Here is a 24,825-nt window from a genome sequence, read left to right on the forward strand (position 1 = left end):
GAGAGCTGTGATCGCCGGGATATGCGCTTGTCGATCGCGAAACCGATCCGCCGCTGCTTGGCCATGGGCACCGAACAACCGATCACCTCGTCGACATAAATGGGGTCGTGGACAGCCTCGAGCCACTTTCGCGGCATCACTTCGGGCGTGTGGACCGTCATCGTCGCGCCGCTCTCGCCCAGCATCCGCATGACCAGCGCATACTTGTCATGCGGAAAAGTGCCCGCGCACTCGGTTTCGACCACGTAGCCAGGATGATGGACGACATGAAGCATGGCCTTACGGGTAGAACGCCTGGGCAACCAGGTCGAGCAGCATTGCACCCGCCTCGTTGCAGGCGGCCGGCTGCCTTGCGAGGCTTCCAGGAAAGCGAACCGCGCTCGATCGAGATCTGCCTCCTATCCTCGTGCCCTGTTATGCTTTGAAGGCAACCCGCCAAGGGAACCAACGTCGGCATATTCTGTTTGAGAAATTGCGCGATGCCCTCTGGCCTTCGCTGGAGGCGAAATTGAAGCAGAGTGACGACTGGCATCTAACCGACATTCTTAGCTACGAGCATGGACGCGGGGACCCGTTTGCCGCGGCGGTGCGCGCGACCCGCATGCCGATGGTCATTACTGATCCGGCGAAGGCCGATAATCCGATCGTTTTTTGCAACGAAGCGTTCCAAGCACTCACCGGCTATACCCGGGAGGAGATTGTCGGTCGCAATTGCCGATTCCTTCAAGGACCGGATACCAACGCCGACGCTGTCGCGCGCGTCCGCGAGGCGATAGAAAGCGGCCATGATGTCGATGTCGACCTCTTAAATTACCGCAAGGACGGCTCGACGTTCTGGAACGCTTTGTACATGTCGCCAGTACGCGATGACAAAGGCGTAATCCGTTTCTTTTTCGCGTCACAGATGGACGTTTCCGACCGCATCGAGGCGCAGCAGATCATCAGCGATCAGAAACTGCTCGTAGAACGCGAGGTTGATCGGCGCACGGCAGATTTGCGCGCTGCACTCGATGCGAGGACGCTCCTGCTTCACGAGGTCGATCACCGGGTAAAAAATAACCTGACAATGATCGGCTCCTTGCTGCGCCTCCAGGTGCGCACGATCGATGATCCCGGGGTCGCGGCAATTCTCGACTCCATGCTGGAGCGTGTCGATGCCTTGGCGGTCGTTCATCGCCAGCTTTACCAATCGACCGACCTGGCGCGCTTCGATCTGGGTACATTCGTCCATGGCCTCGCTACCGACGTAGTGGGCGCGAGCGGACGCAGCGATATCGTGCTGGACCTGACCACCCAGCCCTTGTTCGTGGATGCGGCCCATGCCTCCGCACTTGGGCTGATCCTCAATGAGATTCTGACCAATGCCATCAAACATGCGTTCGCCGACGGCCGATCAGGCCGGCTCAGCGTCCATGTCGAGCACAATATCGACCGCGGGATCATTCGGATTTGTGACGATGGCCCCGGCATTCCCTCAATCCACCGTACCAAAAGCATCGGCACTTCGATGATCACCCGGCTTGCCCGTCAGGCCCGGGCTGAAGCGACATGGGGCGACAACGCTCCTGGCACCTGTGTGACGATTACCTTTCCCCGTAGTGAGACGGAAGTATGAACGACGCCATGAACGTCCTGATAGTCGAAGACGAAATCCTCTTGGCCATGGACATCGAGGCCATAGTCGAAGACAGCGGCCACAGTGTGTTGGCCGAAGCCGGTGGCCTGAAGGATGTCGAGGCCCTGCCCGACGATATCGATCCCCAGCTCGCCTTCGTCGATATCCATCTCACCAACGGATCGAACGGTCTAGATGTTGCAAAAGTCATTCAAAAGCGCTGGCCCGAAGCGTTGATCATCTTTGTTACCGCCAACGTCGCCAAGATTCCGGAGGATTTCTCCGGCGCCCACGGCGTCATCGCCAAGCCGTTCTCCCATGCCGGCATCAAGCATGCACTCAGATATCTGGCTAATGGCGTCTTCGATCCGCCGCCCAGCTCCCCCATGCCTGCCAGCCTCATTCCATCGCCTCATCTGGAGCAGCGCTGGGCAGTGGCGTGAGGTTGGGCCAGTAGCATTCGGCGCAAAACAAACGCCACCTTCCGACCAAGACCTGCCTGACTTGCGGTCGTCTTTTCGCATGGCGAAAAATGGAAGCGCGAATGGGAGCAGGTGAAGTCCTGCTCTAATCGCTGTCGCAAAAACAAGAATTCATTGAACCCCGATGTTGGCCGATAAAGCGCATTTAAAAAGCATAGATGCCGAATTGACGGTATGCTTATCAATCTTGAATCATCACAACGTGCGCTTTTATAAATAGATCCAGACAGAAATACGATTGATAATTTTTCATGTTGACTATTTAGTTCATGGAACCTGCGCATTCCAAGATGCTTTTACCACCATCTACACAACAGATGCGGAGTATCTAAATGCGTTATGCGCTTGCTGCGGCTATGGCCGCCACCCTTCTCTCCCCCGCCGCCATGGCCCAGACGGTTTCGGGCATCGCGCATACCAATGCCGCCGGCGAAACGACGACCGTCTTCTCGGTCCAGCCCCGCACCCAGGTCTCGGCAACCGACTATGTGAAGATGACCGCCGATGCGCTCAATTACCGCATTGCCGCTTCGACGCTGGCCATGCGCAAGGCTGAGCGCGCCGATGTGAAGGCCTATGCCAAGGCGGACCTGATGACGGCGAAGAAGGAGCGCGATGCCCTCTACGCGGCGCTGTCGAACAAGGATCGCAAGATCACCCGGCCTTCGCTGACGCTGTCGTCGCAGAACGCCGCCTCGCTCGAACTGCTCAAGAAGAGCGACTCCAGCTTCGACAACCTTTACCTGACGCAGATGGCCGATGCTTCACCATCGATGTGGGCGCTTCAGAAGGGCTATGCGATGACCGGCAGCGATCCTGCGCTCAAGCAGGTCGCGGCCCTCGCCGTCCCCTCGGTCGAGACCGGCTATACCACCGCGCGTGGCCTGACACCGGCGGCGGTCGCAGCAAACTAAGCAGATCTGCCGCGGCAGAGAAAACGCCCGCTGTTCCCCGGCGGGCGTTTTCACGTCCACGCTCCTTGCTAGGAAAAATTTCGATGCTCGCTCGCACGCTCCTGCAGTTTTTCCACTGGTACACTCCCGAGGGCGGAAAGCTCTGGAGCGAGGTTGCCGATCAGGCCGAAAGCCTCTCGCAGATGGGCGTCACCGATGTGTGGCTACCCCCTGCCTACAAAGGCGCCTCGGGCGCCGCGTCGATCGGCTACGATACATACGATCTGTTCGACCTGGGCGAGTTTGACCAGAAAGGAACTGTTGCCACCAAATACGGTGATCTTGCCAGCCTGCAGAAGGCGACCCGATCTCTCACCGACGCCGGCGTCGGTGTGATCCATGATGTCGTTTTCAATCACAAGATGGGGGCTGACGAGACCGAGCGGGTCCATGTGCGCCGGGCGAACCCGGATGATCGTAACCAGATCGAGGACGAGGCTTTCGAAGCCTCGGCCTATACCCGCTTTACCTTCCCCGGGCGGCAGGGCAAGCACTCCAAGTTCATCTGGGACATGAAGTGCTTCAGCGGCGTTGATCATCTCGAGGACCCGGACGAGAACGGCGTGTTCCGCATCGCCAATGAATATGGCGCTGGCGAATGGAACGCGGAAGTCGACGATGAAGTGGGCAATTTCGATTACCTTATGGGATCGGATATCGAGTTTCGGAACAACGCCGTCTACGAGGAGCTCAAATTCTGGGGCCGCTGGCTGCCCGAGCAGGTAGCCTGCACCGGCTTCCGCCTCGATGCCGCCAAGCATATCCCTGCCTGGTTCTTTCGTGACTGGGTCGGTCATGTCCGCGAAACAGTGCACCCCGAGCTGTTCGTGGTTGCGGAATACTGGCATCCCGACATGGATGTCCTGCAGCGCTATCTCGATCAGGTCGACAAGCAGCTGATGCTTTTCGATGTCGCATTGCATCACCATTTCTACGAAGCTTCCAAAGCGGGCGGCGGCTTCGACCTGCGCACGATCTTCGATGGCAGCCTGACCGCCTCGATCCCGGATCATGCGGTGACACTCGTCTCCAATCACGACACCCAGCCACTGCAAGCGATGGAAGCCTCGGTTGAACCATGGTTCAAACCGCTGGCCTACGCTCTCATTCTGATGCGCGAGCAAGGCACGCCGTGCATCTTCTATCCCGACCTTTACGGCGCGAAGTACAGGGATAGCGGCGATGACGGAGAGACCCACGAGGTGGAAATGCCGGCGATCCCGTGCCTTCCCAAGCTCATCGAAGCGCGCAAGCGGTTTGCCCACGGCGCCCAGACCGACATCTTCGATGATCCGCATTGCATCGCGATCATCCGGGCCGGGACAGCTGAGGAACAGGGCAGTGTCACCATTTTGTCGAATGGCGAAGAGGCTCGCAAGACGGTGCCGGTGGGCGAAGGGCATGCCGGACAAGGCTTCCGCGATTATCTTGGTCATTGCGAGGAAGAGATTTTTACAGACGATGCCGGCAATCTCGAGGTGCGGGTAAATGGCGGCAGTGTTAGCGTCTGGGTCCGGAGCGACGCGATGTGAGCACGTTCACGGCGACGTCTTATCATAGCGTCCGGCAAAGCGCAGTTGGCGCACGATGCCGTTGAAAGCGGCGGTGACGCCCTGTGCCCTTCCGATCTCTTTTTTCTGCTGGGCCGCGTTCCTAGTGGAGTTCGATAGGGTAGTGCTCCGGGCATGCGCAAGGAGGCAGCACCGCGCCAGGCGTACCTCGCCGTCGACGCGCCTTTGCGCCGAAAGATTGACGGCCGGGCGCAGGATAGCGCCCCGGTCGGAGCCGTGCACATGGCGCAGCTCTGCCAGCGCGCCATAGACCTGCGAACTGCAGGTTATGGCCGTCACCCTTGCATATTCATCCGGTGCGATCGCCCGAGAACATTTCGTTTGGCCCCTCGGGCAAGTCATCCCGGTTTCAAGCGGATTGCGGATTTTGGCGCAATCGGCCGTTCACTGGCGGCTTAAGTAGTGACGGAATTGGTCGACTGTTGCCAGAAGGTTGGGAGCCAGATCCGGCAACGCGCTCAGGGGATCAGCCGATCAGCGCGAAGTCGCTGAAACAGAGCGAAGAAGGCATCAAGGGTCGGTTGATATCTTTCGAAACCAAGACGCCGGCTCTTGGACATGTCTGTCACGACCTCGATCGGCCTGCCCAAATCGGCATCGGTATGCCAGGGTGACGCAAGCCGTGAGAGATCCGGCTCCGTCAGCCCCTCGCGGATGGCGATCTCGCGCCACAGCGCAACGTCGCCGGCCATCTGCTGCTCCAGCGGCCGAACCGTGCCATCGAACGGCGTAGCCTCGATGCCGAACCATTCGGCGATGCGGGCCCACATCCACTGCCAGCGAAAGATGTCACCGTTGACCACATTGAATGCCTCGTCATGTGCGGCTTCGGTTTCCGTCGCCCACAGCAGGTGACGAGCAAGTTGACCGGCGTCGGTCATATCAGTGAGCCCAGACCACTGCGCGGCGGAACCCGGAAAGGTGAAAGGCCGCCCGGTCTCGCGGCATAGCGTCGCATAGACTGCCAGCGTCGTGCCCATGTTCATCGCGTTGCCCACCGCCAGGCCGATCACTGTATGCGGACGGTGTACGCTCCACGTGAACCCATCGCGCGCGGCAGCGGCGAAGAGTTCGTCTTCCTGCGCATAGTAGAAATTCTCGACGTCAAGGCGGCCCTGTTCTTCGCGAAACGGGGTCTGCGGCAGCATACCCTTCCCGTAGGATTCGAACGGCCCGAGATAATGCTTCAGACCGGTAACCAACGCGACGTGACGCGGTCCCTTAGGCTTTGGCAAGCCATCCAGCAGATTGCGGACCATGGCCGAATTGACGCGGATATTCTCCGCCTCGCTGTTCTGCCGGAGCCAGGTAGTGAGGAATACAGCGTCGGCGTCGATGTTCCGCAGTGCCTCGGCGGTCGCGGCGGCATCCTGCAGATCCGCCGCAACCGGCTGGACGCCCGCCTGGTCGATGGGCCGCCGCGCCAGGCCATGCACCGCCCAGCCTTGCTCGACCAAGAGCTCTGCGGTCGCGCTGCCGACGATGCCGCTAGCACCAACCACCAATGCCGTTTTCGTCATGAGTATCTCCTTACCGTCTACGAGCTAGGCATTCTCGCGCGGGAGGTCTAGACGGCACCATTCACGACCCCAGGCACCTAAAGGTAACCACATGAAGCCCGGAACGGCAGACGATGAATGGCGGGAGGATTGCGCGCCCCGCCGTGTGCTGGAATTGTTCGCCACCAAATGGACCAGCATGGTCCTGCACACGCTTCACGCCCGTCACGGCGGGAGAGCGCGCACTGGCGTGTTGCTGCGTAGTCTACCGGGAATTTCAAAGAAGATGCTGACGCAGACGGTGCGAGATATGGAGGCGAGCGGGTTGATCAGCCGGCATGTTCAGAGCGCCATTCCGCCGATGGTGGAATATCACCTGACGGATCTCGGTCGACGCTTCGTCGAGCCGGTCGAACTGCTGTATGGTTGGGGCAGAGAGAATGCAGACGCGCTGGACCTGCTGGTTCCCCGCGCCAGCTCACGGCGTTCCTAGCTTACTCCAGAAATCTACGCTGAACTGATCCGCCCTTCGCATAGACCCAATGACCTATCCTGCTGTGCGCGGATGTTAAGCGCGGCTTCCATGAACGACGTATATTTCCAGCGTTTCCAGAGCACAGCGCTTTTCGAAGTTAACGGATTTACCTTAGTTGTCTCGCTGCTGTTTGCCGGCTCGATGCTTGGCCAATGCCTCCCAGGCTGGCCGTCCCGATCGAATATGCGCGGCGTCACTGCAGCCGATCATAAGCCCTTTAGCCTATGGCAAGTCCGGAATTTCTCTCGAGCGTCTTCGTGAATTGGGAAGGCGAGCTTCTGCAGATCGCGACCTATCTCGTCTTCACTGCCCCCCTCATCCAGCGCGGTTCAGCCGGATCGGAGGATCCCGGCGCACCAGCGCGCCAGCAATCCTGCACTCAAGCCCGGTTCGGCAGCACCTTTTCGTACGGTCTTTGGGAATTGTTCTGGCGGCCCCGTTCCTAATGCTTTTTGGTCCCGGACTTGCTGGGGCGACCTTGGCCGCCTCAGCACTTGCTTTGCGCGCTCAATGTATCGAGCGCCATGATGTGGGCGAGGTGCGAAAGCCCCTGCGGCAGATTGCCGAGATAAGTTGCGGTATCCGGATCGACCATCTCGGAAAGAACGCCCAGGCCGCGCTGGATGGTCGGATCCAGTCGGGCGAGCATCGCCTCGGCCTGTTCGCGTCGACCCAGCAGGAGATGAGCTTCGATGATCCAGAAGGTGCATGCGAGGAAGCAGCCTTCTTCCTCCTCTGCCCCGCTATAGCGGTAATGCCAGGCTCCCCGGCCAAGCTCCCGGTCGATGGCATCGATCGTTTGCTCCATCCGGGAGTCTCCATCGAACCCGAACCGGACCATGAGCGCGAGTGAGGCGTCCAGGCGATCGGAACCGGGATGAAGCACGTAGGCTCCAAGCTTTTCCGACCAGCAGTTTCCGGTGATCCACTCGGCAATGCGGTCGCGTTCGCGCGACCACCGATCGCGGCAGGTGGTGGGAAGCTGGCCGGCATCGGCCAGATTCACGGCCCGGGCGAGCGCCTGCCAGCAGCTTACCTTGGACATTGTGTAATGCTGCAGGTCTTCAAGCTCCCAGATGCCGGAATCCTTCCGGCGCCAGCTATCCGCGCATTGATCTGCAAGATGGGAGAGCGTTTCGGCGCTGGAGGGATCGAGCACGTTTCCGCAGTCCACGAACCGCGCGGCGGTTTCAAAAATGTCCCCGTACACGCCGTGCTGGATTTGATCCGTCGCCACATTGCCGACCCGCACAAGTTCCGACCGGCGATAGCCAGGAACGTCGATCTCCCTCACTTGGGGCACGATCTCGCCGCCCAAGGTATAGCAGACGCGGTAGCCATGCTGGTCCAGCCTTTTCAGCAGCCAGGTGAAAGCCGCCTTGGCTTCAGGTTGCGCGCCGGCGGCCAGGTATGCCTTGATCGTGTAGCCGGCGTCGCGGATCCATGCATAGCGATAGTCGTAGTTCTTGCCGCCACCCGGACCCTCGGGAAGAGAGGTGGTAGCCGCTGCGGCGATAGCGCCCGAAGGCGAGAACAGTAACAGTTTCAGGGCCAGAACGCTGCGGATGAAGGCCGGCCGGTGTGGACCATTGTGGTCGATACGCTGCGCCCATACGCGCCATTCCGCATCGGAGATGTCGATCCGCTCATCGATCTCCGCAATAGGCGGCACAACCAGCGGCTCACCTTCGCCGGCGATTACCGCTATGATCTCGCGCTGGCCCGCTACAACGTCGAAAGCGCCGATTACCGAGTCGTCACTGCGGCTTACGTCAACGCCGCCAGAATGAAGCAGAAGACCCAGTACGTCGCCGACATGGAAAACCGCGTGACGCCCGATCTGCGACTGATAGGGGCTGGCGGCATGCCCGCGCCGACCCGGTCGCATCTCCACGTCGAAACGCATGCTTCCCTCGATACCATCGATCCGCCGGGCCAGTTCAGCCCAAGGCAGCCGCCCTGCCGTGCCGCTGTTGATGGACTCCGTCAGCTTCGCGCGGCCGGACATCGTCGTGAATACGGTTTCCAGGACGTTGCTGTCGGGAAGATAGCGACGCTCCGTTTCGAAAGGTTCGGCCGGGGTGATCGAAAAGCGGCCACCTTCCTCAGGGTCCAACAGCCTGTCGAACAGCGGAGGTGAATCCAGATTGGGCACACACCACCAGTCTATCGAGCCGTCGGAACCCGAAAGGGCGACGGTCCGGCCGTCGCCCAGGGCACCATACTGTTCCAGCGCGAGATACCCGTCCTGGCGAAGCTCCACTTGTCCACGACCGCGAGCGGCGGCCCGCACCTTTTCCAGCAGATGAGCCACGGTCAGGCCGACTGCGGAACGACGCTGATCAGCTTTTCTTTGGTCGGTTCCTTAGCGGGCTTCAAATGCAGAGCCTGATCCGCGTCGATCCGGCGATCCCGGCTGCGCGGCTCCAGCGTAACCGCATCGCCTGTTTGAAGCGAACGCTCGACCGCATCGAGAACGCGCATGTCGAGATAGCCTTCCTCGGCGTCGGCTTCAGGCTGACGATCCTGAAGGATGCAATCGGAGAAATACTGGGTCTCGTTGCCGAACTGCTCGACCGGGTCGAACTTGTGGACCTTGCTGCCTTCGGCTGTGGTCTCGGTGTAGGAGATGCCGACCTTGGGACCGAACATGAAACAGGGCGAGGCTTCGATCGTGGCTTTGGTGCCGATCAGCGTGAACCGTTCTGCGGGCGCGGTGGCATAGCTGACGGTGAACTGCGCCAGACGATCGCCGGGGAAGCGCAGCGTCACGGCGACGGTGTCGTCGAAATTGAACCCTCGGCCCGGCGTCTTCGTACCGATCGCATGCACCCAGACCGGCTCTTCCCCGAAGAGGTTGCGCACGGCATTAAGCGGGTAAGTACCCATGTCCGGGACGGGCCCGCCCCAATACCCGTTGTGCCCGCGTGAGTTTGCCTCGGCCACGTTCTGCGCGAATGTCGCGGTGAAAGCCCGCAGGTCGCCGAAATCGCCGTTGTGCGCGCGTGTGACCATTTCGACGGTCCCGGGCTCGTGGTGCAGACGATAGGCGATCATCAGCTTGGCCTTCGAGCGTTGCTGCAGAGCAAGGATCTGTTCCGCGTCGGCCAGGCTGGCCGCCGCGGGCTTCTCCAGCAAAACGTGGATGCCCGCTTCAAGCGCCGCGATGACGTAAGGTGTGTGCAGGGCATTTGGGGTTGCGATGTAAACTGCGTCGATTTCTCCGGAATTCAGCAGAGCCCCATAGTCGTCATATGACCAGGCTTTGATACCGTAAGCCTTGGCGAGGTCTTCTGCCTTGACCGGGTCGCCTGTTACCAGTGCGGTGAGTACAGAGTTGTGGGTGCGGGCGATGCCGGGCATGAACGCTTGCTGCGAGATCTGACCGCCGCCGACCACGGCATAGCGCACCTTTTCTTTGCTTCCGAACATGACAAAATCCTGTGCTGCGGGAGAGGTATCAGAGGCTAACGCTGCCTCTGCGCCATTGGTTGCGGTGCACAATGAACAGAGCCCAGGTCGGCTATTTTCGAGGAATGCGTCATGCGGCGAATGCATTCCAGCCTCGCTGCGTTGCAGAACAACCACCGGAGCAGAACACGATGAGCAATTTTCCAACTTCGCGTCGGGCTATACTGGGTAGCGCGGCGCTGGGACTGACCACCGCCGGAACCTCGATGCCGGGCATCGCAAAGGTAAGCGGCAGTAGAGCCCCGAGCCTCAGCGACCCGCGCACCAAGTACCGGCGTGAACCGTTCGCCGAGCAGCGCCAGCCCTGGCCGGCGCTCGCCGGCAGGATGGACCCAGGCCCGACCATGGCGAGACGAGCTACGAGGGATCGGGCAGGCTTACGGGTCGCAAAGCATTGATCACCGGTGGCAACAGCGGGATCGGCCGTGCGGCCGCCATTGCGTTCGCGCGGCAAGGGGCTGACGTCGCTATCAATTATCATCCTTCGGAAGAACCCGACGCACATGAAGTGGTCGATCTCATCCGCAAGGCGGGACGAAAGGCAGTAGCGTTGCCCCCGACATTTGCACGCGGGCCGCTTGTGAACAAACTGTGCGCCAAGCGATCGCTGAACTCGGCGGCATCGACATCCTCGTCAACAATGCGGCTTACCAGCAAAGCAAGGCGGACATCATGGACATCTCGGACGATCAGTTCGTGCGCACATACGAAACCAATGTCTATCACGTGTTCCGTTTCAGCAAGGCAGCGATGCCGCCCGGCGCCGTCATCATAAACACGGTGTCGGTCAACGCCTATGACCCGGGCGAGGAACTGACAGATTACGCCTCCACCAAGGCTGCAATCCTCAATCTCACCAAGGGCATGGCGAAGCAGCTGGCAAAGAAAGGCATCCGCGTGAACGCCGTATCCCAGGGTCCGATCTGGATTCCGCTACAGGTCGCGGGCGGACAACTGCCAGGGAAAATGGGAGAATTCGGGCAGGACACGCCCCTCGGCCGCGCTGGTCAGCCTGCGGAACTGGCCACGCTATTTGTCACCCTCGCCGCGGATCAGGCTAGCTACTCGACTGGAACGGTGGTCGGCGCTCACGGCGGTAAGGGTAATCCATGATCGCTACCCTGCGGCAACAAACTTCGCCTAAGTGGTCCCTTTGGCTGCCCCTTGAAACCCAGGCAACCTGATGGGCATCGGAGCGTGCGCAGCCAGGTTCAACAAATCATGGTCTGAACGCCGTGAGAGAGCTGTTTGGTTGGGACCAAAAGCGATGAACGAGACAAGAAGCTGCCATAAGCAAACATAATGACGAGCGACGCGTCTCAGCCGAAACCCGTCGCTCGTCTCAAGGCCGCAGGTACGACTTTTCGGCGGCCGACTTATCGGAGTGATGAGATCGAATGGAAGAGCGAAACGCCGCTCAGATCTGCGCGAGCCCGCCATCGGCGAACACTTCACTGCCGGTCATGAAGCTGCTGTCCGACATTGCGAGGAAGGCCGCGAGCGCGCGAATCTCAGACGGATCCCCGACATGGCCGATCGGCGTACCAGCTCTCATCTCGATCATCGCCTTTCTGCCGACCGCAGCGCTCGCGAGCTCGGTCAGCGTCGGCCCAGGCGGCAGCACGTTCACCCGGATGCCGGTGCCGCGCAGATCCTGCGCCCAGCTCCGCGCGAGATTGCGCACCGCCGCCTTGCTCGCCGAATAGACGCTGAACGCTGGCGTTCCCATGACGCCCGTCGTCGATCCAGCCAGGATGATCGAGCCACCCGGTGCCATCAGTCGATGGGAAACGCCCTGGTCCCTAATCCGCCGTGAAGTGGAAGAACCGCTTCTCGCAGAACAAGATTTCCTGTGGTGAGTTGAAATTTTCCTGCGATATCTGTGGCCCTGTCGAGGCGACAGCGTCAGACACCCCCCCTTCCGCTCAACTGACCGAAGACTCCAGCCTTGGAGTCATGGTGCGTGCAAAGGATAGCCATGTCTCTCTTAGTCGTCGCGGGTCCCCGCGCCGGGCGCTGTTCAGTGCCTGCAACATCCAGGCGATCGCCTGTCTCTTCCGGCGCTCGTTCCATGCACAATCACGCCGCCTCGAAATCGGTCCAGCAATCGCGGTGGCTGATCGGCGTGGCAGCCTCGGGACTGCTGTTCGCCTCCCCCGATGCAAACGCCGCGACAATTGACGAACGGGTCGGACAACCTCAGGGATCGGCGCAAACGCTGCCCGTCGCGGACGACGACCCGGGCCAGGACATCGTCGTCACTGGAATTCGCAGCGGTATCGAACAGGCCGTCCGGATCAAGCGCGACGCAGACAGCATCGTTGATGTCATAAGTTCGGAAGACATCGGCCGCTACCCGGACGTCAACGTTGCGGAATCGGTTCAGCGTATCAGCGGCGTGCAGATCAACCGAACGCGCGGCGAAGGGCGCAGCGTCAACATTCGCGGGCTTCCCGATACTTTCACGCTGGTCGCGCTAAATGGGCGCAGCGTGCCGAACGCGCTGAATGATCTTTTCGCGGGGTTCTCGCGGTCCTTCGATTTTTCGGCGTTGCCGCCGGAGTTCGTGCGCACGCTGGAGGTTTACAAATCTCCCACCGCCGATCTCGAGGATGGCGGCCTGTCAGGCACCGTAAACGTTCGCACGCCGCGCGCGCTGGACATCGGCCGCCGAGTGCTGACGCTCTCGGCGCAAGCGGAACATGAGAGCAATTCCGGTAAGGTTTCTCCCAGGCTTTCCGGCTTGTTCGCCGACAGCTTTCTGGACGGGAGGCTGGGTGTCACGCTTGGAGGATCCTACACCGAGCGTCGCCCACAAACCCATCAGGTCGAGACCGGTTGGAACACCGTTACCGAAGGGCAGGGCGTACCACTCGGCGGGGGCGCCGACGATCTCAACGGGGACGGCCGCATCGATCCAGGCCGTCTGGTGCGCATCCCCGGGCTCATCATCCACGACATGTTCACTGAGCGAAACCGGCGCCTCAGCGGCATCGCTTCGGTGCAATTCCGGCCGAGCGACCAACTCGAACTCTATGCCGACGCCTTCTACACCCGGGTCAAGGTAGAGGCGGTACGCCAGGAAAATTGGCAGAACTTCGCAGGATCCGGCGGTGTGATTGCATCAAAGACCCAGATCCTGGACGGAGTGGAAACGGCGACCGACTTCACCGTCAGCAATATCGATCTGCGCGACGGCGGGCGCTATCAAGACCGCAACGGCTATATCCGCTCCTTCGTGCTCGGCGGCAAGTTCGAGAGCGACGGCTGGACCATCGTCCTCGACGGATCCGAGCAGCGTTCCCGTCAGGTTCGCAACACGCTCAACATCGCCGACAGCATCACCGGTACCGTGCGCGTCGTGGCCCAACCCGGAGACTCAATCCCTAGCATCACCTATCTCGACGGCTTCGACGCTCGCAAACTCGATCCGAACAACTTCCGCCTGCTCAGCCTCAACGGCGAACTCGATCGCGTAACAAGTGACCGGCTCCGGGACGTCAAACTGGACGTTCGCCGCGACCTTGGCGACCGGGGCGTGACCTCGCTTCGGGCAGGTGTTAAGTACAGCGACCGCGCGGTCTATGCCGACAACAAGACCCTGACGATCGCCGCCGCCGGGGTTTCACAGCTTTATGGCGGTCTTCCGGCAGGGCCGCTGGCAGGATCTTATAGCGCGGCGCCCTTTATGATCCCGATCCGGCCGGGCTCCGGTTCGTTCCTGGGCAGCTACGACGGCGACGCTTCGTTTCCGCAATCCTGGCTGGGCTCCGACGCCAGGGGATTCGTGAAGAACTTCAGCAAGGAGCAGCTGATCGCGGCGGGCACGTACACCAACGACGCTACCGGGATTCTCGACGTCCAGGAGAAGACCCTGGCCCTCTATGGGCGGGCGGATCTGGCTTTCGGCAAGCTGACCGGCAACATTGGCCTGCGGGCGGTACGGACCAGCCAGACCACTTCGGGCGTAAGTCCCGATCTCAACGGCATCACCGTGGAGGTTGAAACGGGCATGACCACGCGTGTCCCCGCCGCGGCCCCGCTTGTGGTCAAGCGTTCCTATTGGGACTTCCTGCCGAGCGTGAACCTGAAGTTCGAGGCGACCGACAAGCTGCAACTGCGCTTCTCCGCCTCGCGCACGATCACGCGGCCGAACCTGGGGGACATATCTCCCACCACCACGGCCAACGGCAACGGCCTGACCGTTACCCGGAACAATCCCTATCTCGATCCATTCCGCGCCAACAACGTAGATGCCACGGTGGAATACTACTTCGGCCAGGACGCTCTGGTCGGCGCCTCCGTTTTCTACAAGAACCTCGAAAGCCTGATCAGGCGCGAAATCAGCATCCAGTCGCTGCCCGTCTCCTACATCCGCACGACGGGCACGACGACGATCCAGACCGATTTCACCGTCAGCCAGTTAGTCAATGGATCAGGCGTCGATCTGAAGGGTATCGAACTCTACTTCCAGCAGGCCTTCACCTGGCTGCCTGGTCCACTCGACGGCCTGGGCGTGATCGCCAACTACACCTTCATCGACAACAGCGATCCGAACCAGCTTACGGCCGCCTCAAAGCACAATTACAACCTGATCGGCTACTACGAGAAGGGGCCGGTGGCAGCGCGCCTGTCTTACTCTTGGCGCAGCAAGTATCTCGCCTCGGCGGCTACAGCCCCGGTCATGGGCCGGATAAACCGGGCTTTTGGCACACTGGATGCCAGCGTCAGTTTCCGGGTGACCCCGCAAGCGTCGATCGTGCTTGAAGCGGTGAACCTGCTCGATCGCGACGAGATCGTGGAATACACCACGGGACTGCCCGCGAACTACCTCGATTCCGGACGGCGCCTGTTCGGCGGCGTGCGCATGACTTTCTAAGGGAGACACGACATGGCTGACAGCTTCGATCGCCGCGGCATATTGCTGGGAGGCACCGGCGGTGCGTTTGGGCTCTACTCGTGGGCAGCGGGCGCCAAGACGGCGGGTGTAAACCCCTCCACGCAGGACCTCCGCCTAAAGCGCCGTCCTGGCGTGAAGCCGAAGAACATCCTGTTCATCCTCACCGACGATCATCGCTACGACGCAATGGGCTTCATGAAAGCTCAGGATTTTGGTGAGACGCCAACGCTCGACCGTCTGGCGCGCGAAGGGGCGCACTTCCGCAATGCTTTCGTCACGACGGCGCTGTGTTCTCCTTCCCGCGCCTCGATCCTGACCGGCCTCTATGCCCACCAGCACAAGGTCGTCGACAACAACCACCCGATCCCGTCCGACCTGATCTTCTATCCGCAGTTCCTGCAGAAGGCCGGCTACGACACGGCCTTCATCGGCAAGTGGCACATGGGAACCGAAGGTGACGATCCGCAGCCGGGCTTCGATCACTGGGTAAGCTTCAAGGGTCAGGGGACCTACCTGCCCAGCCAGAATGGTCTGAACGTCGATGGCCGCAAGGTGCCGCAGAAGGGCTACATCACCGACGAACTGACCGACTACGCGATCGACTGGATCGACAAGCGCGATCCGTCCAGGCCCTGGATGATGCACCTCGCGCACAAGGCGGTTCATGCCGAATTCCTGCCTGCGGAGCGTCACAAGGGCCGCTACGACAAGGAGATTTTCCGCTATCCCGAGAACATGAAGGCCGGTGCGCCGGGTAGGCCGATGTGGGTCGAAAATCAGCGCAACAGCTGGCATGGGGTTGACTATGCCTACCACGGCGACCTGGATATCGCCGATTACTACAAGCGCTACATGGAAACGCTGCTGGCCGTCGACGAGGGCATCGCGCGCATCATGGACCTGCTCGAGAAGCGCGGTGAACTTGATGATACGCTGATCATCTACATGGGCGACAACGGCTTCATGTTCGGCGAGCATGGATTGATCGACAAGCGCACCGCCTATGAGGAATCGATGCGCGTCCCCTTGCTGGCACGGTGCCCATCCCTGTTCGATGCCGGCAGCACGGTGGAGAACGTCGTGGCGAACATCGACATCGCCCCAACCATCCTGGCCGCTGCTGGACTTGAGGCGCCTTCCTACATGGCCGGTTCCAACGTTCTTCCCCTGGCGCGCGACAGGAACGCGCCGTGGCGTCAGGAATTGCTCTACGAATACTATTGGGAACGCAATTTCCCGCAGACGCCCACCGTTCATGCCGTTCGCGAGGATCGCTACAAATACGTCCACTTCCACGGCATCTGGGATCTGGACGAACTCTACGACCTAACCGCCGACCCTCACGAGAACGACAACCTCCTTGCCCGGCCAGGGCACGAGGCGCTGGCCGAACGGATGAGCCACAAGCTGTTTGCGCTTCTGGAAGAGACCGGTGGCATGCAGATACCTCTCAGCGCGGATGCGGGAGGGCGTAACGAATTGCGCAGTCCGTCAGGTTCGGGGCAGGCACCGTTCCCACCGTCGTTCTTCCTGCCGCAGAAGAAGCGCGGCGCCTGAAGACAATCAGAAGAATTAGGCGGCCTGCCATCGTTGTGCCGAGATCCGTAGCTGTTGCTGCCAGGGTCCGACCCTCGGCCAGTCGATGGCAGGTTCCCAATCTTGGTTCCTGATTTGGGAACGTCCGCAAGCGCCTGCGCGACACTGCCATGTGCCCGGATAGCGAAATTCGTTCACGAACGGGCGGCCGGCCGCGGCAAACCTTCACATTTGCGGCCGTTCGGCGCCACGTTCTTCGTTCCAGTCGTGGAAGTTCCGCTTTGCGAGCAGGTCGCGACGCACCTTCGGTCGTTCGCTCATCGCCCTGTCAACGTCTCTCATACCAAAAGCCAACGCCGACGCGGCGAGCAGGCTCAGCACGTTCAGCCTGTCGATGTGTCCATGCAAAGATTGCTGGCGAAGCCGGCGACAAACCAAATCGGCGGTGCGGGAGGGATTCGGACTCTTGATTGATCTTCACCAGAAGAGTCGAGGTTTCTAACCGCGTGCCATCATGTGCAATCCCAAGTAGTCTATGCAAAGTATGAGAATCGGTGCGGATTCGGTCAGTTGCGCCGCTTCTCACAGGATTCAGGCGCTCGCCGTCACCCGCGGCTCGTCCTTGCCAAAGGGAGCGATTAGCTTTCGAAACTCGGCTTCCGGTCGCCCATAACCGTCACCCGCCAGTTCTTCCAACTACTCGCGATCGAGGATGAGTATCCGGCCGCGACTGGACCGGATCATGCCGGCTACTTCGCTCGCGGATGCCATGGAGCGCGTCTCGATCCTCGCCAATGCGCGGCGGGCTCTGAATCAAGGCAGCCCAGCGAGCCTTGAAATTGCGCTAGGCCAGGTGTGCGATGCGTTGCGGGCGCAGAAAGAGCCGCGCTCGATCGCGGTGTCCCTGGAGGTTATGGACGTGACCGGCCTGCCCGAGACCTACATCACTACTATTGCGCTCGTGGTGAACGAACTTGCGACCAATGCGATCAAGCATGCCTTCGAAGAGGGCATGTCTGGGCATATTCGGGTGTCGATAACGGAGAAGCGTGGCGGAGAGGCCGTCATCCTCGTCGATGATGATGGGCTTCCCATGCCCGAGCCGGGCGAAAGTGGTTTGGGAATGAGGATCGCGAAAAAATTGATGGGATCGATTGGCGGCATATTCATCCTACCGCAACCCTGAACGAAAGTGTTCGAACTGCGCGTGCCTGCGTTAGCCCCGCGCTTTTCAGCGTGGCTTCCGTCCAGCAGGTTCGCCGGGTGTCAAAGCCAGCTACGGACAGATGAAGACGTCGACGCCGGCGGATGCTTACCCTAATTCGCCGGCTGGCAATGCCCTGGTGAGTTCCCCTCAAGCGCCAACGGCATTCTGCAGGTGACTGATTCAGCCATAAGAGAATGGCCAAGGAGATGCCTGGTCGATTTTTCACGGCACCATCGTCTTGGTGTGAACGCGCCGAGAACGGCGCGAAGCCCACTTAAGCGCGCACAGATCGGGGGTGCGGCGGGTGAGATGGGTGCTGTTAATCACTCCGGTCGCATCGAAGGCAGTGGACGTGGAACAATTATGAGCGCAGTCGGTCTCATAAGCGGCAACTGAACCTTTCAGGCGCCTGCCGTTGACCGCCGGGGAAAAAGATGTCGCCGAATATTTCGCAACCTATGTTAGCTTCCACCGGAATTTCAGGCCTCGATAATATATTGTTTGGCGGCCTGACGCCCCATCGCATGTATCTCGTCGAAGGGACGCCTGGCACAGGCAAGACCACGCTTGGACTTGGCTTTTTGCTTGCGGGGGCGCAGGCGGGGGAAGCCGGACTCTACATTACCCTGGCTGAGACGGAGGTGGAACTGCGCGCGGTTGGTAAGGCCCATGGCTGGTCGCTGGACGTCTTGGAATTGTTCGAAATGGTCCCGGCAGACGGCTTCAACGAGGATCAGGAGCAGACGCTGTTGCATCCCAGCGAGGTTGAGCTCGGAGAGACGGTTCGCAACATCATGGCGAAGGTCGAGGAATTCCGACCGGCGCGGGTGGTCCTCGACAGCCTGTCCGAATTGCGCCTGCTCTCTCAGAGCCCGATCCGCTACCGACGCCAGATCCTGGCGCTCAAGCACTATTTCTCGACACGTCAGTGCACTGTCCTTCTTCTTGATGATCAGGGAAGCTCCGGCGGCGATCTGCAGCTGCATAGCATCGCGCATGGCGTGATCTCTCTCAGCCAGTCGCTGGCGACTTTCGGCGGGCAGCGGAGGCGCCTCAATATCGTGAAGATGCGGGAAAAGCCCTTCCGGGGCGGCTATCATGATTTTGAGATCGAGCGCGGTGGCTTGCGCGTCTTCCCGCGTCTCGTCGCGCTCGATCATGACACCGAAGACTGCGGGGATGCTGTCACGACCGGATCGCCAGAACTGGATGCTCTGCTCGGCGGCGGCCTGGTGCCAGGCACCGCCACACTCCTGACAGGACCGGCCGGTGTTGGCAAGACGACCACATCCGTCCAATGCATCGTGGCGGCGCTACAGCGTGGCGAGAGGGCCGCCTATTTCCTGTTCGATGAGCGCCCCCCGACCCTAATCGCGCGTAGCGCCGCGCTTGGCATGGATCTCAGGCCCTATATCAAAAACGGGCAATTGCAACTGCGCTCGATCGATCCTGCGGAGATATCTCCTGGTCAATTCAGTACTGCGGTCCAATCCGCAGTCGAGGACCTCGGCGCGGCCATCGTCGTGATCGACAGTCTCAACGCCTACCTTCAGGCCATGCCAAACGAGCAGTTCCTGGTACTTCAGATGCACGAGATGCTGAGTTTCCTTGGCCAGAAGGGCGTGGTGAGCCTGCTCATCCTCGGCCTGCATGGCATAATGGGCGACATCCGTTCGGATGTCGACCTGAGCTATCTTTCCGATACAGTCCTCCAGCTTCGCTATTTCGAGGCGCATGGCGAGGTCCGTCAGGCCATATCCGTCATTAAGACGCGAACGGCCCGGCACGAACGCACGATCCGGGAGTTTCAGATAGACACTAATGGGTTGCAGCTCGGCGAACCGCTTCGGAACTTCCAGGGCGTGTTGACCGGGGTGCCGAAATTCTCGGGCGAAGGAAAGATGTTGATGGCTGGCCAGATGGACCCCGAAGCGCCGCGCGGGTAGGATGAAGACCCCGGTACTGATCCTCGCACCGCGTGGCCGGGACGCCACGATCGCCGCCGAACTGCTCAATCGCAACGCGATACCGTCTCAAATCTGCTCGGATCAAACGGAGCTTGTCGACGAACTCGGCAACGGCGCCGGCGCCATCCTCCTCACCGAAGAGGCCCTCGTGATGACGGGCTCTTCGGCCCTGGCGTCATGGGTTTCGAATCAGCCAACGTGGTCGGACATTCCGTTCGTGGTTCTGGCCAACGGCTCTCGCTCGCCCCGATCGGTTACCGCAACCCAGCGGCTCGCCGAACTCGGCAACGTCGTCTTGCTGGAGCGGCCGTTGCACGCCGAAGCGATGCTCGGCGCAATCCGCTCGTCCCTGAAAGCGCGCGCTCGTCAATTTGAGGTCAGGGATGCAGCTGCGCTTAGTGCAGCGCAGAACCATATTCTTGAACTTGCCGTCCAGGAGGCCCCCCTCGAAGCAACGCTGAATGCGATCGTCCTCGAGGTAGAAGCTCTTTCGACTTCGGGGATCATGGCGTCGATCCTACTGGTCACCGAGGACGGTAGGCACCTGCGTCATGGAGCCGGGCCGAGCCTGCCGGATGCCTATAACGACGCCATCGACGGAATAGCGGTCGGAGCGGCCGTGGGATCCTGCGGTACTGCGGTCTATCGAAACAAGCCGGTCTTCGTCGCGGACATCGCATCCGATCCTTTGTGGGCCGATTTCCGCGATCTCGCGATCGGGCACGGGCTTCGCGCCTGCTGGTCGCTTCCGATCAGGTCTGTCCAGGGCGAGGTCCTCGGCACCTTTGCAATGTATCATCGGGAACCGCGCGAGCCGGTCGCGGCGGATCTCGCGATTGTCGACTTCGTCGTTCGCACCGCGGGCATCGTGATCGCGCGTGCGCGGGCTGAAGCCAATCTCCGCTCAAGTGAAGCGCGCTACCGCCAGATCGTGGAAGGCGCCGAGGACTTTGCCATCGTGACGCTCGACCCCGGCGGCGTGATCCGAGGATGGAACAGCGGGGCCGAGCGGCTCGTGGGGCACAGCCCTGGCGAGGCGTTAGGGCAGCCAGGGGCGCTCTTCTTCACGCCCGAGGACCGGGCGAACCATGCGCCGGAGCAGGAGATGGATCGGGCCGCGAGGCAGGGGCGCGCGGTCAACGAGCGCTGGCATCTCCGCCGCGACGGCAGCCGGTTCTGGGGTTCGGGGCTGACGATGCCGCTGGCCGGTGGCGACGGTGGTTACGTTAAGATTTTCCGCGACCGCACTGCTGAGCATGAGGCGGACGCCGCCTTACGCGAAAGCGAAGCGCGGCTGCGCTTTTTCGGTGAAATGGAAGAGCGGTTGTTCAGAGCCGCGGATGCGTCGGAAGCGATGCGGGCCGCCACCCGGCTGCTGGGTGAAAAGCTTGCAGTGTCGCGCTGCGCATATGCCGATGTGGGCGCGGACACGGATCGTTTCTGGATCCGCAGCGACTACACCGCCCCCGGCATCGAGAGTTCCGCAGGAGCCTACAGTCTCGATCTTTTCGGACCCCGCGCTGCCGCCGACATGCGATCGGGCGACACCCTGATCGTGCGCGATGTCGTCGCGGAGCTCCAGCCCGGCCAAGGACGAGAGATGTTCGCCGCGATAGGTGTAGAGGCGATCATCTGTTGCCCGCTCATCAAGGAGGGGCGGCTCGCGGCGATGATGGCGGTCCATCACGATCGTGCCCGCGACTGGACGGACGGCGAGATCGCCCTCGTCCGGGAGGTCGTCGAGCGCTGCTGGGCGCATGTCGAGCGGGTCGGCGCAGAAGCGCGACTTCGCGACAGCGAGGAGCGGCTGCGTCTCGCTGTGGAGAATGCCGAGGTCGGCTTCTGGGACGTCGATGTTGTTAACGATCGGCTGATCTGGCCGCCTCGCACAAAGGGGATGTTCGGCATCTCACCTGAGGTCCCTGTTACCTTACAGGATTTCTACGACGGGCTGCACCCCGACGATCGCGCGGCGACCACTGCGGCCTATCTGGCCGCCGCAGATCCAGCAGTCCGCGCGCTCTATGATGTAGATTATCGTACGATCGGCCGGGAAGACGGCGCCGAGCGCTGGATCGCCGCGAAGGGGCGCGGCGTCTTCGACGCCTCCGGCCGATGCCTTAGGGTTGCCGGCACCGTACTCGACATCACCGCACGGAAAGCTGCGGAGGAGAAGCTCCGCGACCTTAACGTGACGCTCGAGATTCGGGTCGCCAATGCGATTGCGGAACGCGAGCTAGCTCACGAGGCCTTGCGTCAAAGCCAGAAAATGGAAGCGATGGGCCAGCTGACGGGCGGCGTCGCGCATGATTTCAACAATCTGCTCACTCCCATTGTCGGCTCCCTCGACATGCTTCATCGCAAGGGCGTCGGCACCGAACGTGAGCAGCGACTTATTGTTGGCGCCATGCAGTCGGCCGAGCGGGCGCGAGTTCTGGTGCAGCGCCTCCTGGCCTTCGCCCGGCGCCAGCCACTCCAGGCGGTCGCCGTTGACATTGCGAAGCTCATCCATGGCATGGGCGGCCTTATCGAAAGCACGACGGGACCACAGATCAAGGTCGTCGTCGAAGCGGCCGAAGATCTGCCGCCCGCTAAAGCCGATCCCAATCAACTCGAGATGTCGCTTCTGAACCTGGCCGTGAACGCGCGAGACGCGATGCCCGACGGGGGCACATTGCGAATCTCAGCGACTACCGAGACCATTGCTGGTGCACATCGGTCGCGTTTGACGTCCGGCGCCTACGTCAGATTGTCGGTGGCCGACACGGGCATTGGCATGGATCATGAAACGATTGCGCGAGCGATAGAGCCGTTCTTTTCGACGAAGGGGATTGGCAAGGGCACTGGACTGGGCCTCTCGTCGGTGCATGGCTTGGTGTCTCAGCTTGGCGGGGCCATGACCATCCAAAGCGTGCAGGGCGTCGGGACCAATGTCGAGCTGTGGCTCCCTGTCAGCAAGGTGTCTGTTAAAGAGGCGCCCGTCCCCCGCATGGAAACCGACCATGACGCGCGCCGAGGCGTGGCGCTTCTCGTCGACGACGAGGATCTGGTTCGGATGAGCACGGCCGACATGCTATCGGACCTCGGTTATACCGTCATCGAGGCAGGGTCCGCCGAAGAGGCGGTAAAGGTTCTTGCCGAGGGGCGGCCGATTGAGGTTGTGGTAACGGATCATTTGATGCCGGGCATGACGGGGACAGAACTCGCCCGACATGTGCAGGACTCCCACCCTAAGCTCCCCGTCCTCCTCGTGTCGGGTTATGCCGAACTTGAAGGCATCGATGCAGATTGTCCAAGACTGACGAAACCATTCCGCAAGGACGAACTTGCCGAGGCGCTTCTGAGTTCGGTCAAGGGGGCACTCTGACTACGCGCATTCGCGTCCTCACAGGCGCATCCCCGCGCAAGAACTGCCTAACCTATGATGGCGACCGCGCTAATCGGATGATACCTCCCTGTGGAAGCTAGTGTTTCTTCGCCAACATGTGGGTTGTGTGATAGGCAAGAAAAGCTGCGGCCGGCGATTACTCAGTTGGCTGCCGGTTCTTCGATCTCGCTTCGCTAACGCGAACCCTGCAGCCTGACTGAAGGGTTCGTAGTGATGGCAGACGACACGGCGAACACCCCTGCAATCGAGTGGATCGCGCGAGTGCTCGCAGGACGCGCTGCTAGCGCGAATGCCGACGGCGATCAGGTCTTGGCCCCGGCGACGGTCAACCAGATATGGCCTCGCCATCTCGATGAAGCGATCTCGATCCTCAAGGCGCTGCTCAAACCTGATGCGGCGGTTGTGAGTGTCGGCGACTGACAGCTCTGGACGAGCATGAGGCCGCACTTCGCCGGAGTTGCCGGCCACCACGCCCTTTCAAGCGAAAGACGGGGGCCAACCGCCCTTGATTGGCTCAGCCCCGCTGATCGAGGGGGCCTTGATCGATGGCGGCTAGCAAGGTCAAGGCTGTGTCCCTTCCCGCAAGTCCCTATGTGCTCGCTCTACCCCGCTCGCTCGCGAAGAAGTCTGGCAGGACGATCGCGAGGTTCGATTGCAGCGCGCTCTCTGTCGAGATCAGCGCCAGCGGGAATTCGCTCTGGGCGCTGATCCGGCGTGCGGATTCCGGAGCCATTCCGGCCACCATTCCGAGTAATTCCCGGCCACCCGGGAGGGAATGAGAAACCCGATTGTTGGTTCCATCCTATCAGCACAGCAGCAGGAGGATGGAGATGCCAACGAGGAGGCCGAGATGCCCATGTGCGCGAAGTAATGAGAATGCATCGGGAGGCTACTGTCCCGATGCGCGAGATCGCCCGGCTGACTGACCTTGCTCGTTCCACAGTGCGCGACATGATCGTGCGGTTCGATCCCTCGGGATTAGCATGGCCGGTTCCATACGAGATCGGCGGCATGGATCTGGAGTGACGCCTTTATGGCGTCTCCGGCGTTAAAACCGGTGGCTTAATCTTGGCCGTGCCTCGGCGCGGCAGCGGATCGCCCATCTCCTGTGTAAACTTGCGCTGCGTTATGCAGCAACCGGGTGCAATGGCCAGCGTTTCGACTTTCCTGCGACGCAGACCCACATCCGCGATGCGACCGGCTGACAAATGTCCACGTCAATTGCGTGCTCCTTGAGCTTGGTGAGGATAGCTTGGCGCGCGTGCGGAGCGGGCGGGTCGAAATCCTTGATCTGGGGCTCGTGAAACAGGGCGACTTCGACGATTCCTATCTACATCTGTGCGACGTTTCGACGGTTTCGCGCCTTGATAGCGCAGGATGGTCTGATTGATGGTTGGGTAGTGTTTTCAGCCCGCATCGTTGAGTGTTTTACCTACGCAACGCGAATGAGCGATACGAAAAGCCACGATCAGCTAGATGAGCGGCAGATGCCGCTTCTTGCACCCGACCTCTTGCCAGCATTCCCGAGCCGACATTCGAACGCTGGTTCCGACCGGTAAGCTATTTCGCGGCATTCGACCGGACCTGACCGTGCCGGTACGGGTGCTGGAATGTGCATTGACACCGGAACCAGTCCTTCGTCCGGTGAACGGCTGCCGGTCCATTGATCGCTCATTCTCGTCGCCGTTCAGTGCACCACTC

General features: G+C 61.0%; 19 protein-coding genes and 3 pseudogenes. 15 read left to right on the plus strand and 7 right to left on the minus strand.

Annotated features, from left to right (window positions below):
• Window positions 1-275: pseudogene (locus ACI3K3_RS18645) on the minus strand (histone deacetylase); the annotation flags it as partial.
• 146 nt (window positions 276-421) lie between these two features.
• On the opposite strand from ACI3K3_RS18645, the gene ACI3K3_RS18650 reads away from it, so the two are divergent.
• The 5 genes and pseudogenes from ACI3K3_RS18650 to amyA all read left to right on the plus strand — a co-directional run bounded on the left by ACI3K3_RS18650 (window position 422) and on the right by amyA (window position 4,582).
• Window positions 422-1,615 carry a PAS domain-containing protein gene (locus tag ACI3K3_RS18650; RefSeq protein ID WP_404916364.1) on the plus strand — a complete coding sequence of 398 codons (1,194 nt, stop codon included), beginning with the start codon at window positions 422-424 and terminating at the stop codon, window positions 1,613-1,615.
• Window positions 1,612-2,058 carry a response regulator gene (locus ACI3K3_RS18655; RefSeq protein ID WP_404916366.1) on the plus strand — a complete coding sequence of 149 codons (447 nt, stop codon included), beginning with the start codon at window positions 1,612-1,614 and terminating at the stop codon, window positions 2,056-2,058. The genes ACI3K3_RS18650 and ACI3K3_RS18655 overlap by 4 nt, the downstream gene beginning before the upstream one ends.
• Window positions 2,059-2,096: 38 nt before the next feature.
• A pseudogene (locus ACI3K3_RS18660) lies at window positions 2,097-2,235 on the plus strand (DUF2256 domain-containing protein); the annotation flags it as partial.
• A gap of 194 nt (window positions 2,236-2,429) precedes the next feature.
• Window positions 2,430-3,011 carry a DUF4142 domain-containing protein gene (locus ACI3K3_RS18665; RefSeq protein ID WP_404916368.1) on the plus strand — a complete coding sequence of 194 codons (582 nt, stop codon included), beginning with the start codon at window positions 2,430-2,432 and terminating at the stop codon, window positions 3,009-3,011.
• 83 nt (window positions 3,012-3,094) lie between these two features.
• On the plus strand, window positions 3,095-4,582 hold the full coding sequence (gene amyA, locus ACI3K3_RS18670; RefSeq protein WP_404916370.1) for an alpha-amylase: 1,488 nt from the start codon (window positions 3,095-3,097) through the stop codon (window positions 4,580-4,582).
• 6 nt (window positions 4,583-4,588) lie between these two features.
• Here the strand turns inward: amyA and ACI3K3_RS18675 are convergent, their stop codons facing one another.
• Complete coding sequence (locus ACI3K3_RS18675) at window positions 4,589-4,900, minus strand: hypothetical protein (protein WP_404916375.1); 312 nt, start codon at window positions 4,898-4,900, stop codon at window positions 4,589-4,591.
• 179 nt (window positions 4,901-5,079) lie between these two features.
• Window positions 5,080-6,141 carry an SDR family oxidoreductase gene (locus ACI3K3_RS18680; protein ID WP_404916377.1) on the minus strand — a complete coding sequence of 354 codons (1,062 nt, stop codon included), beginning with the start codon at window positions 6,139-6,141 and terminating at the stop codon, window positions 5,080-5,082.
• Between the two features lie 91 nt (window positions 6,142-6,232).
• Here ACI3K3_RS18680 and ACI3K3_RS18685 point away from each other — a divergent pair, with 91 nt between their 5' ends.
• Complete coding sequence (locus tag ACI3K3_RS18685) at window positions 6,233-6,613, plus strand: winged helix-turn-helix transcriptional regulator (RefSeq protein WP_404916379.1); 381 nt, start codon at window positions 6,233-6,235, stop codon at window positions 6,611-6,613.
• A 266-nt stretch (window positions 6,614-6,879) separates the two neighbouring features.
• Entirely contained in the window at window positions 6,880-7,101 is a 222-nt protein-coding gene (locus ACI3K3_RS18690) for a DUF6766 family protein (protein WP_404916381.1), read from the plus strand.
• Window positions 7,102-7,142: 41 nt separating this feature from the next.
• Here ACI3K3_RS18690 and ACI3K3_RS18695 read toward each other — a convergent pair whose 3' ends face one another.
• Together ACI3K3_RS18695 and ACI3K3_RS18700 are read right to left on the minus strand one after the other, a co-directional pair.
• Entirely contained in the window at window positions 7,143-8,960 is a 1,818-nt protein-coding gene (locus ACI3K3_RS18695) for a glycoside hydrolase family 15 protein (RefSeq protein ID WP_404916433.1), read from the minus strand.
• A gap of 11 nt (window positions 8,961-8,971) precedes the next feature.
• Window positions 8,972-10,087, minus strand: a complete 1,116-nt coding sequence (locus ACI3K3_RS18700) for a Gfo/Idh/MocA family protein (protein WP_404916383.1) — start codon at window positions 10,085-10,087, stop codon at window positions 8,972-8,974.
• A gap of 170 nt (window positions 10,088-10,257) precedes the next feature.
• On the opposite strand from ACI3K3_RS18700, the pseudogene ACI3K3_RS18705 reads away from it, so the two are divergent.
• Window positions 10,258-11,239, plus strand: a pseudogene (locus ACI3K3_RS18705) (SDR family oxidoreductase).
• Window positions 11,240-11,543: 304 nt separating this feature from the next.
• On the opposite strand, the gene ACI3K3_RS18710 reads toward ACI3K3_RS18705, so the two are convergent.
• Window positions 11,544-11,903 (minus strand): SDR family oxidoreductase, encoded by a 360-nt coding sequence (locus tag ACI3K3_RS18710; RefSeq protein ID WP_404916385.1) that lies wholly within the window; start codon window positions 11,901-11,903, stop codon window positions 11,544-11,546.
• 294 nt (window positions 11,904-12,197) lie between these two features.
• On the opposite strand from ACI3K3_RS18710, the gene ACI3K3_RS18715 reads away from it, so the two are divergent.
• The 6 genes from ACI3K3_RS18715 to ACI3K3_RS18740 all read left to right on the plus strand — a co-directional run bounded on the left by ACI3K3_RS18715 (window position 12,198) and on the right by ACI3K3_RS18740 (window position 23,544).
• Complete coding sequence (locus ACI3K3_RS18715) at window positions 12,198-15,005, plus strand: TonB-dependent receptor (RefSeq protein ID WP_404916387.1); 2,808 nt, start codon at window positions 12,198-12,200, stop codon at window positions 15,003-15,005.
• Between the two features lie 12 nt (window positions 15,006-15,017).
• Complete coding sequence (locus tag ACI3K3_RS18720; protein ID WP_404916389.1) at window positions 15,018-16,583, plus strand: sulfatase; 1,566 nt, start codon at window positions 15,018-15,020, stop codon at window positions 16,581-16,583.
• A gap of 721 nt (window positions 16,584-17,304) precedes the next feature.
• Window positions 17,305-17,748: an ATP-binding protein gene (locus tag ACI3K3_RS18725; protein WP_404916391.1), complete on the plus strand. Its 444-nt coding sequence runs from the start codon at window positions 17,305-17,307 to the stop codon at window positions 17,746-17,748.
• Window positions 17,749-18,203: 455 nt separating this feature from the next.
• Window positions 18,204-19,715: an ATPase domain-containing protein gene (locus tag ACI3K3_RS18730; RefSeq protein WP_404916393.1), complete on the plus strand. Its 1,512-nt coding sequence runs from the start codon at window positions 18,204-18,206 to the stop codon at window positions 19,713-19,715.
• Between the two features lies 1 nt (window position 19,716).
• Window positions 19,717-23,103 (plus strand): PAS domain S-box protein, encoded by a 3,387-nt coding sequence (locus ACI3K3_RS18735; RefSeq protein ID WP_404916395.1) that lies wholly within the window; start codon window positions 19,717-19,719, stop codon window positions 23,101-23,103.
• Between the two features lie 234 nt (window positions 23,104-23,337).
• Complete coding sequence (locus ACI3K3_RS18740; protein WP_404916397.1) at window positions 23,338-23,544, plus strand: hypothetical protein; 207 nt, start codon at window positions 23,338-23,340, stop codon at window positions 23,542-23,544.
• A gap of 169 nt (window positions 23,545-23,713) precedes the next feature.
• Here the strand turns inward: ACI3K3_RS18740 and ACI3K3_RS18745 are convergent, their stop codons facing one another.
• Complete coding sequence (locus ACI3K3_RS18745) at window positions 23,714-23,857, minus strand: hypothetical protein (protein WP_404916399.1); 144 nt, start codon at window positions 23,855-23,857, stop codon at window positions 23,714-23,716.
• 167 nt (window positions 23,858-24,024) lie between these two features.
• On the opposite strand from ACI3K3_RS18745, the gene ACI3K3_RS18750 reads away from it, so the two are divergent.
• Window positions 24,025-24,150 (plus strand): hypothetical protein, encoded by a 126-nt coding sequence (locus ACI3K3_RS18750; RefSeq protein WP_404916401.1) that lies wholly within the window; start codon window positions 24,025-24,027, stop codon window positions 24,148-24,150.
• The last annotated feature ends 675 nt before the right edge of the window (window positions 24,151-24,825 follow it).

The organism is Novosphingobium sp. ZW T3_23, assembly GCF_044987305.1.
In the GTDB taxonomy this organism is placed as follows: Bacteria; Pseudomonadota; Alphaproteobacteria; order Sphingomonadales; family Sphingomonadaceae; genus Novosphingobium.

Bases quoted from the DNA above. Each gene is read 5' to 3' on its own strand.
- ACI3K3_RS18710 (WP_404916385.1), bottom strand. From the start codon at position 11,903: ATGGCACCGGGTGGCTCGATCATCCTGGCTGGATCGACGACGGGCGTC.
- ACI3K3_RS18725 (WP_404916391.1), top strand. From the start codon at position 17,305: ATGCCGGCTACTTCGCTCGCGGATGCCATGGAGCGCGTCTCGATCCTC.
- ACI3K3_RS18750 (WP_404916401.1), top strand. From the start codon at position 24,025: ATGCGCGAGATCGCCCGGCTGACTGACCTTGCTCGTTCCACAGTGCGC.
- ACI3K3_RS18730 (WP_404916393.1), top strand. From the start codon at position 18,204: ATGTCGCCGAATATTTCGCAACCTATGTTAGCTTCCACCGGAATTTCA.
- ACI3K3_RS18680 (WP_404916377.1), bottom strand. From the start codon at position 6,141: ATGACGAAAACGGCATTGGTGGTTGGTGCTAGCGGCATCGTCGGCAGC.
- ACI3K3_RS18740 (WP_404916397.1), top strand. From the start codon at position 23,338: ATGGCAGACGACACGGCGAACACCCCTGCAATCGAGTGGATCGCGCGA.
- ACI3K3_RS18700 (WP_404916383.1), bottom strand. From the start codon at position 10,087: ATGTTCGGAAGCAAAGAAAAGGTGCGCTATGCCGTGGTCGGCGGCGGT.
- ACI3K3_RS18685 (WP_404916379.1), top strand. From the start codon at position 6,233: ATGAAGCCCGGAACGGCAGACGATGAATGGCGGGAGGATTGCGCGCCC.
- ACI3K3_RS18720 (WP_404916389.1), top strand. From the start codon at position 15,018: ATGGCTGACAGCTTCGATCGCCGCGGCATATTGCTGGGAGGCACCGGC.
- ACI3K3_RS18665 (WP_404916368.1), top strand. From the start codon at position 2,430: ATGCGTTATGCGCTTGCTGCGGCTATGGCCGCCACCCTTCTCTCCCCC.
- ACI3K3_RS18745 (WP_404916399.1), bottom strand. From the start codon at position 23,857: ATGGCTCCGGAATCCGCACGCCGGATCAGCGCCCAGAGCGAATTCCCG.
- ACI3K3_RS18735 (WP_404916395.1), top strand. From the start codon at position 19,717: ATGAAGACCCCGGTACTGATCCTCGCACCGCGTGGCCGGGACGCCACG.
- ACI3K3_RS18690 (WP_404916381.1), top strand. From the start codon at position 6,880: ATGGCAAGTCCGGAATTTCTCTCGAGCGTCTTCGTGAATTGGGAAGGC.
- ACI3K3_RS18655 (WP_404916366.1), top strand. From the start codon at position 1,612: ATGAACGACGCCATGAACGTCCTGATAGTCGAAGACGAAATCCTCTTG.
- amyA (WP_404916370.1), top strand. From the start codon at position 3,095: ATGCTCGCTCGCACGCTCCTGCAGTTTTTCCACTGGTACACTCCCGAG.
- ACI3K3_RS18715 (WP_404916387.1), top strand. From the start codon at position 12,198: ATGCACAATCACGCCGCCTCGAAATCGGTCCAGCAATCGCGGTGGCTG.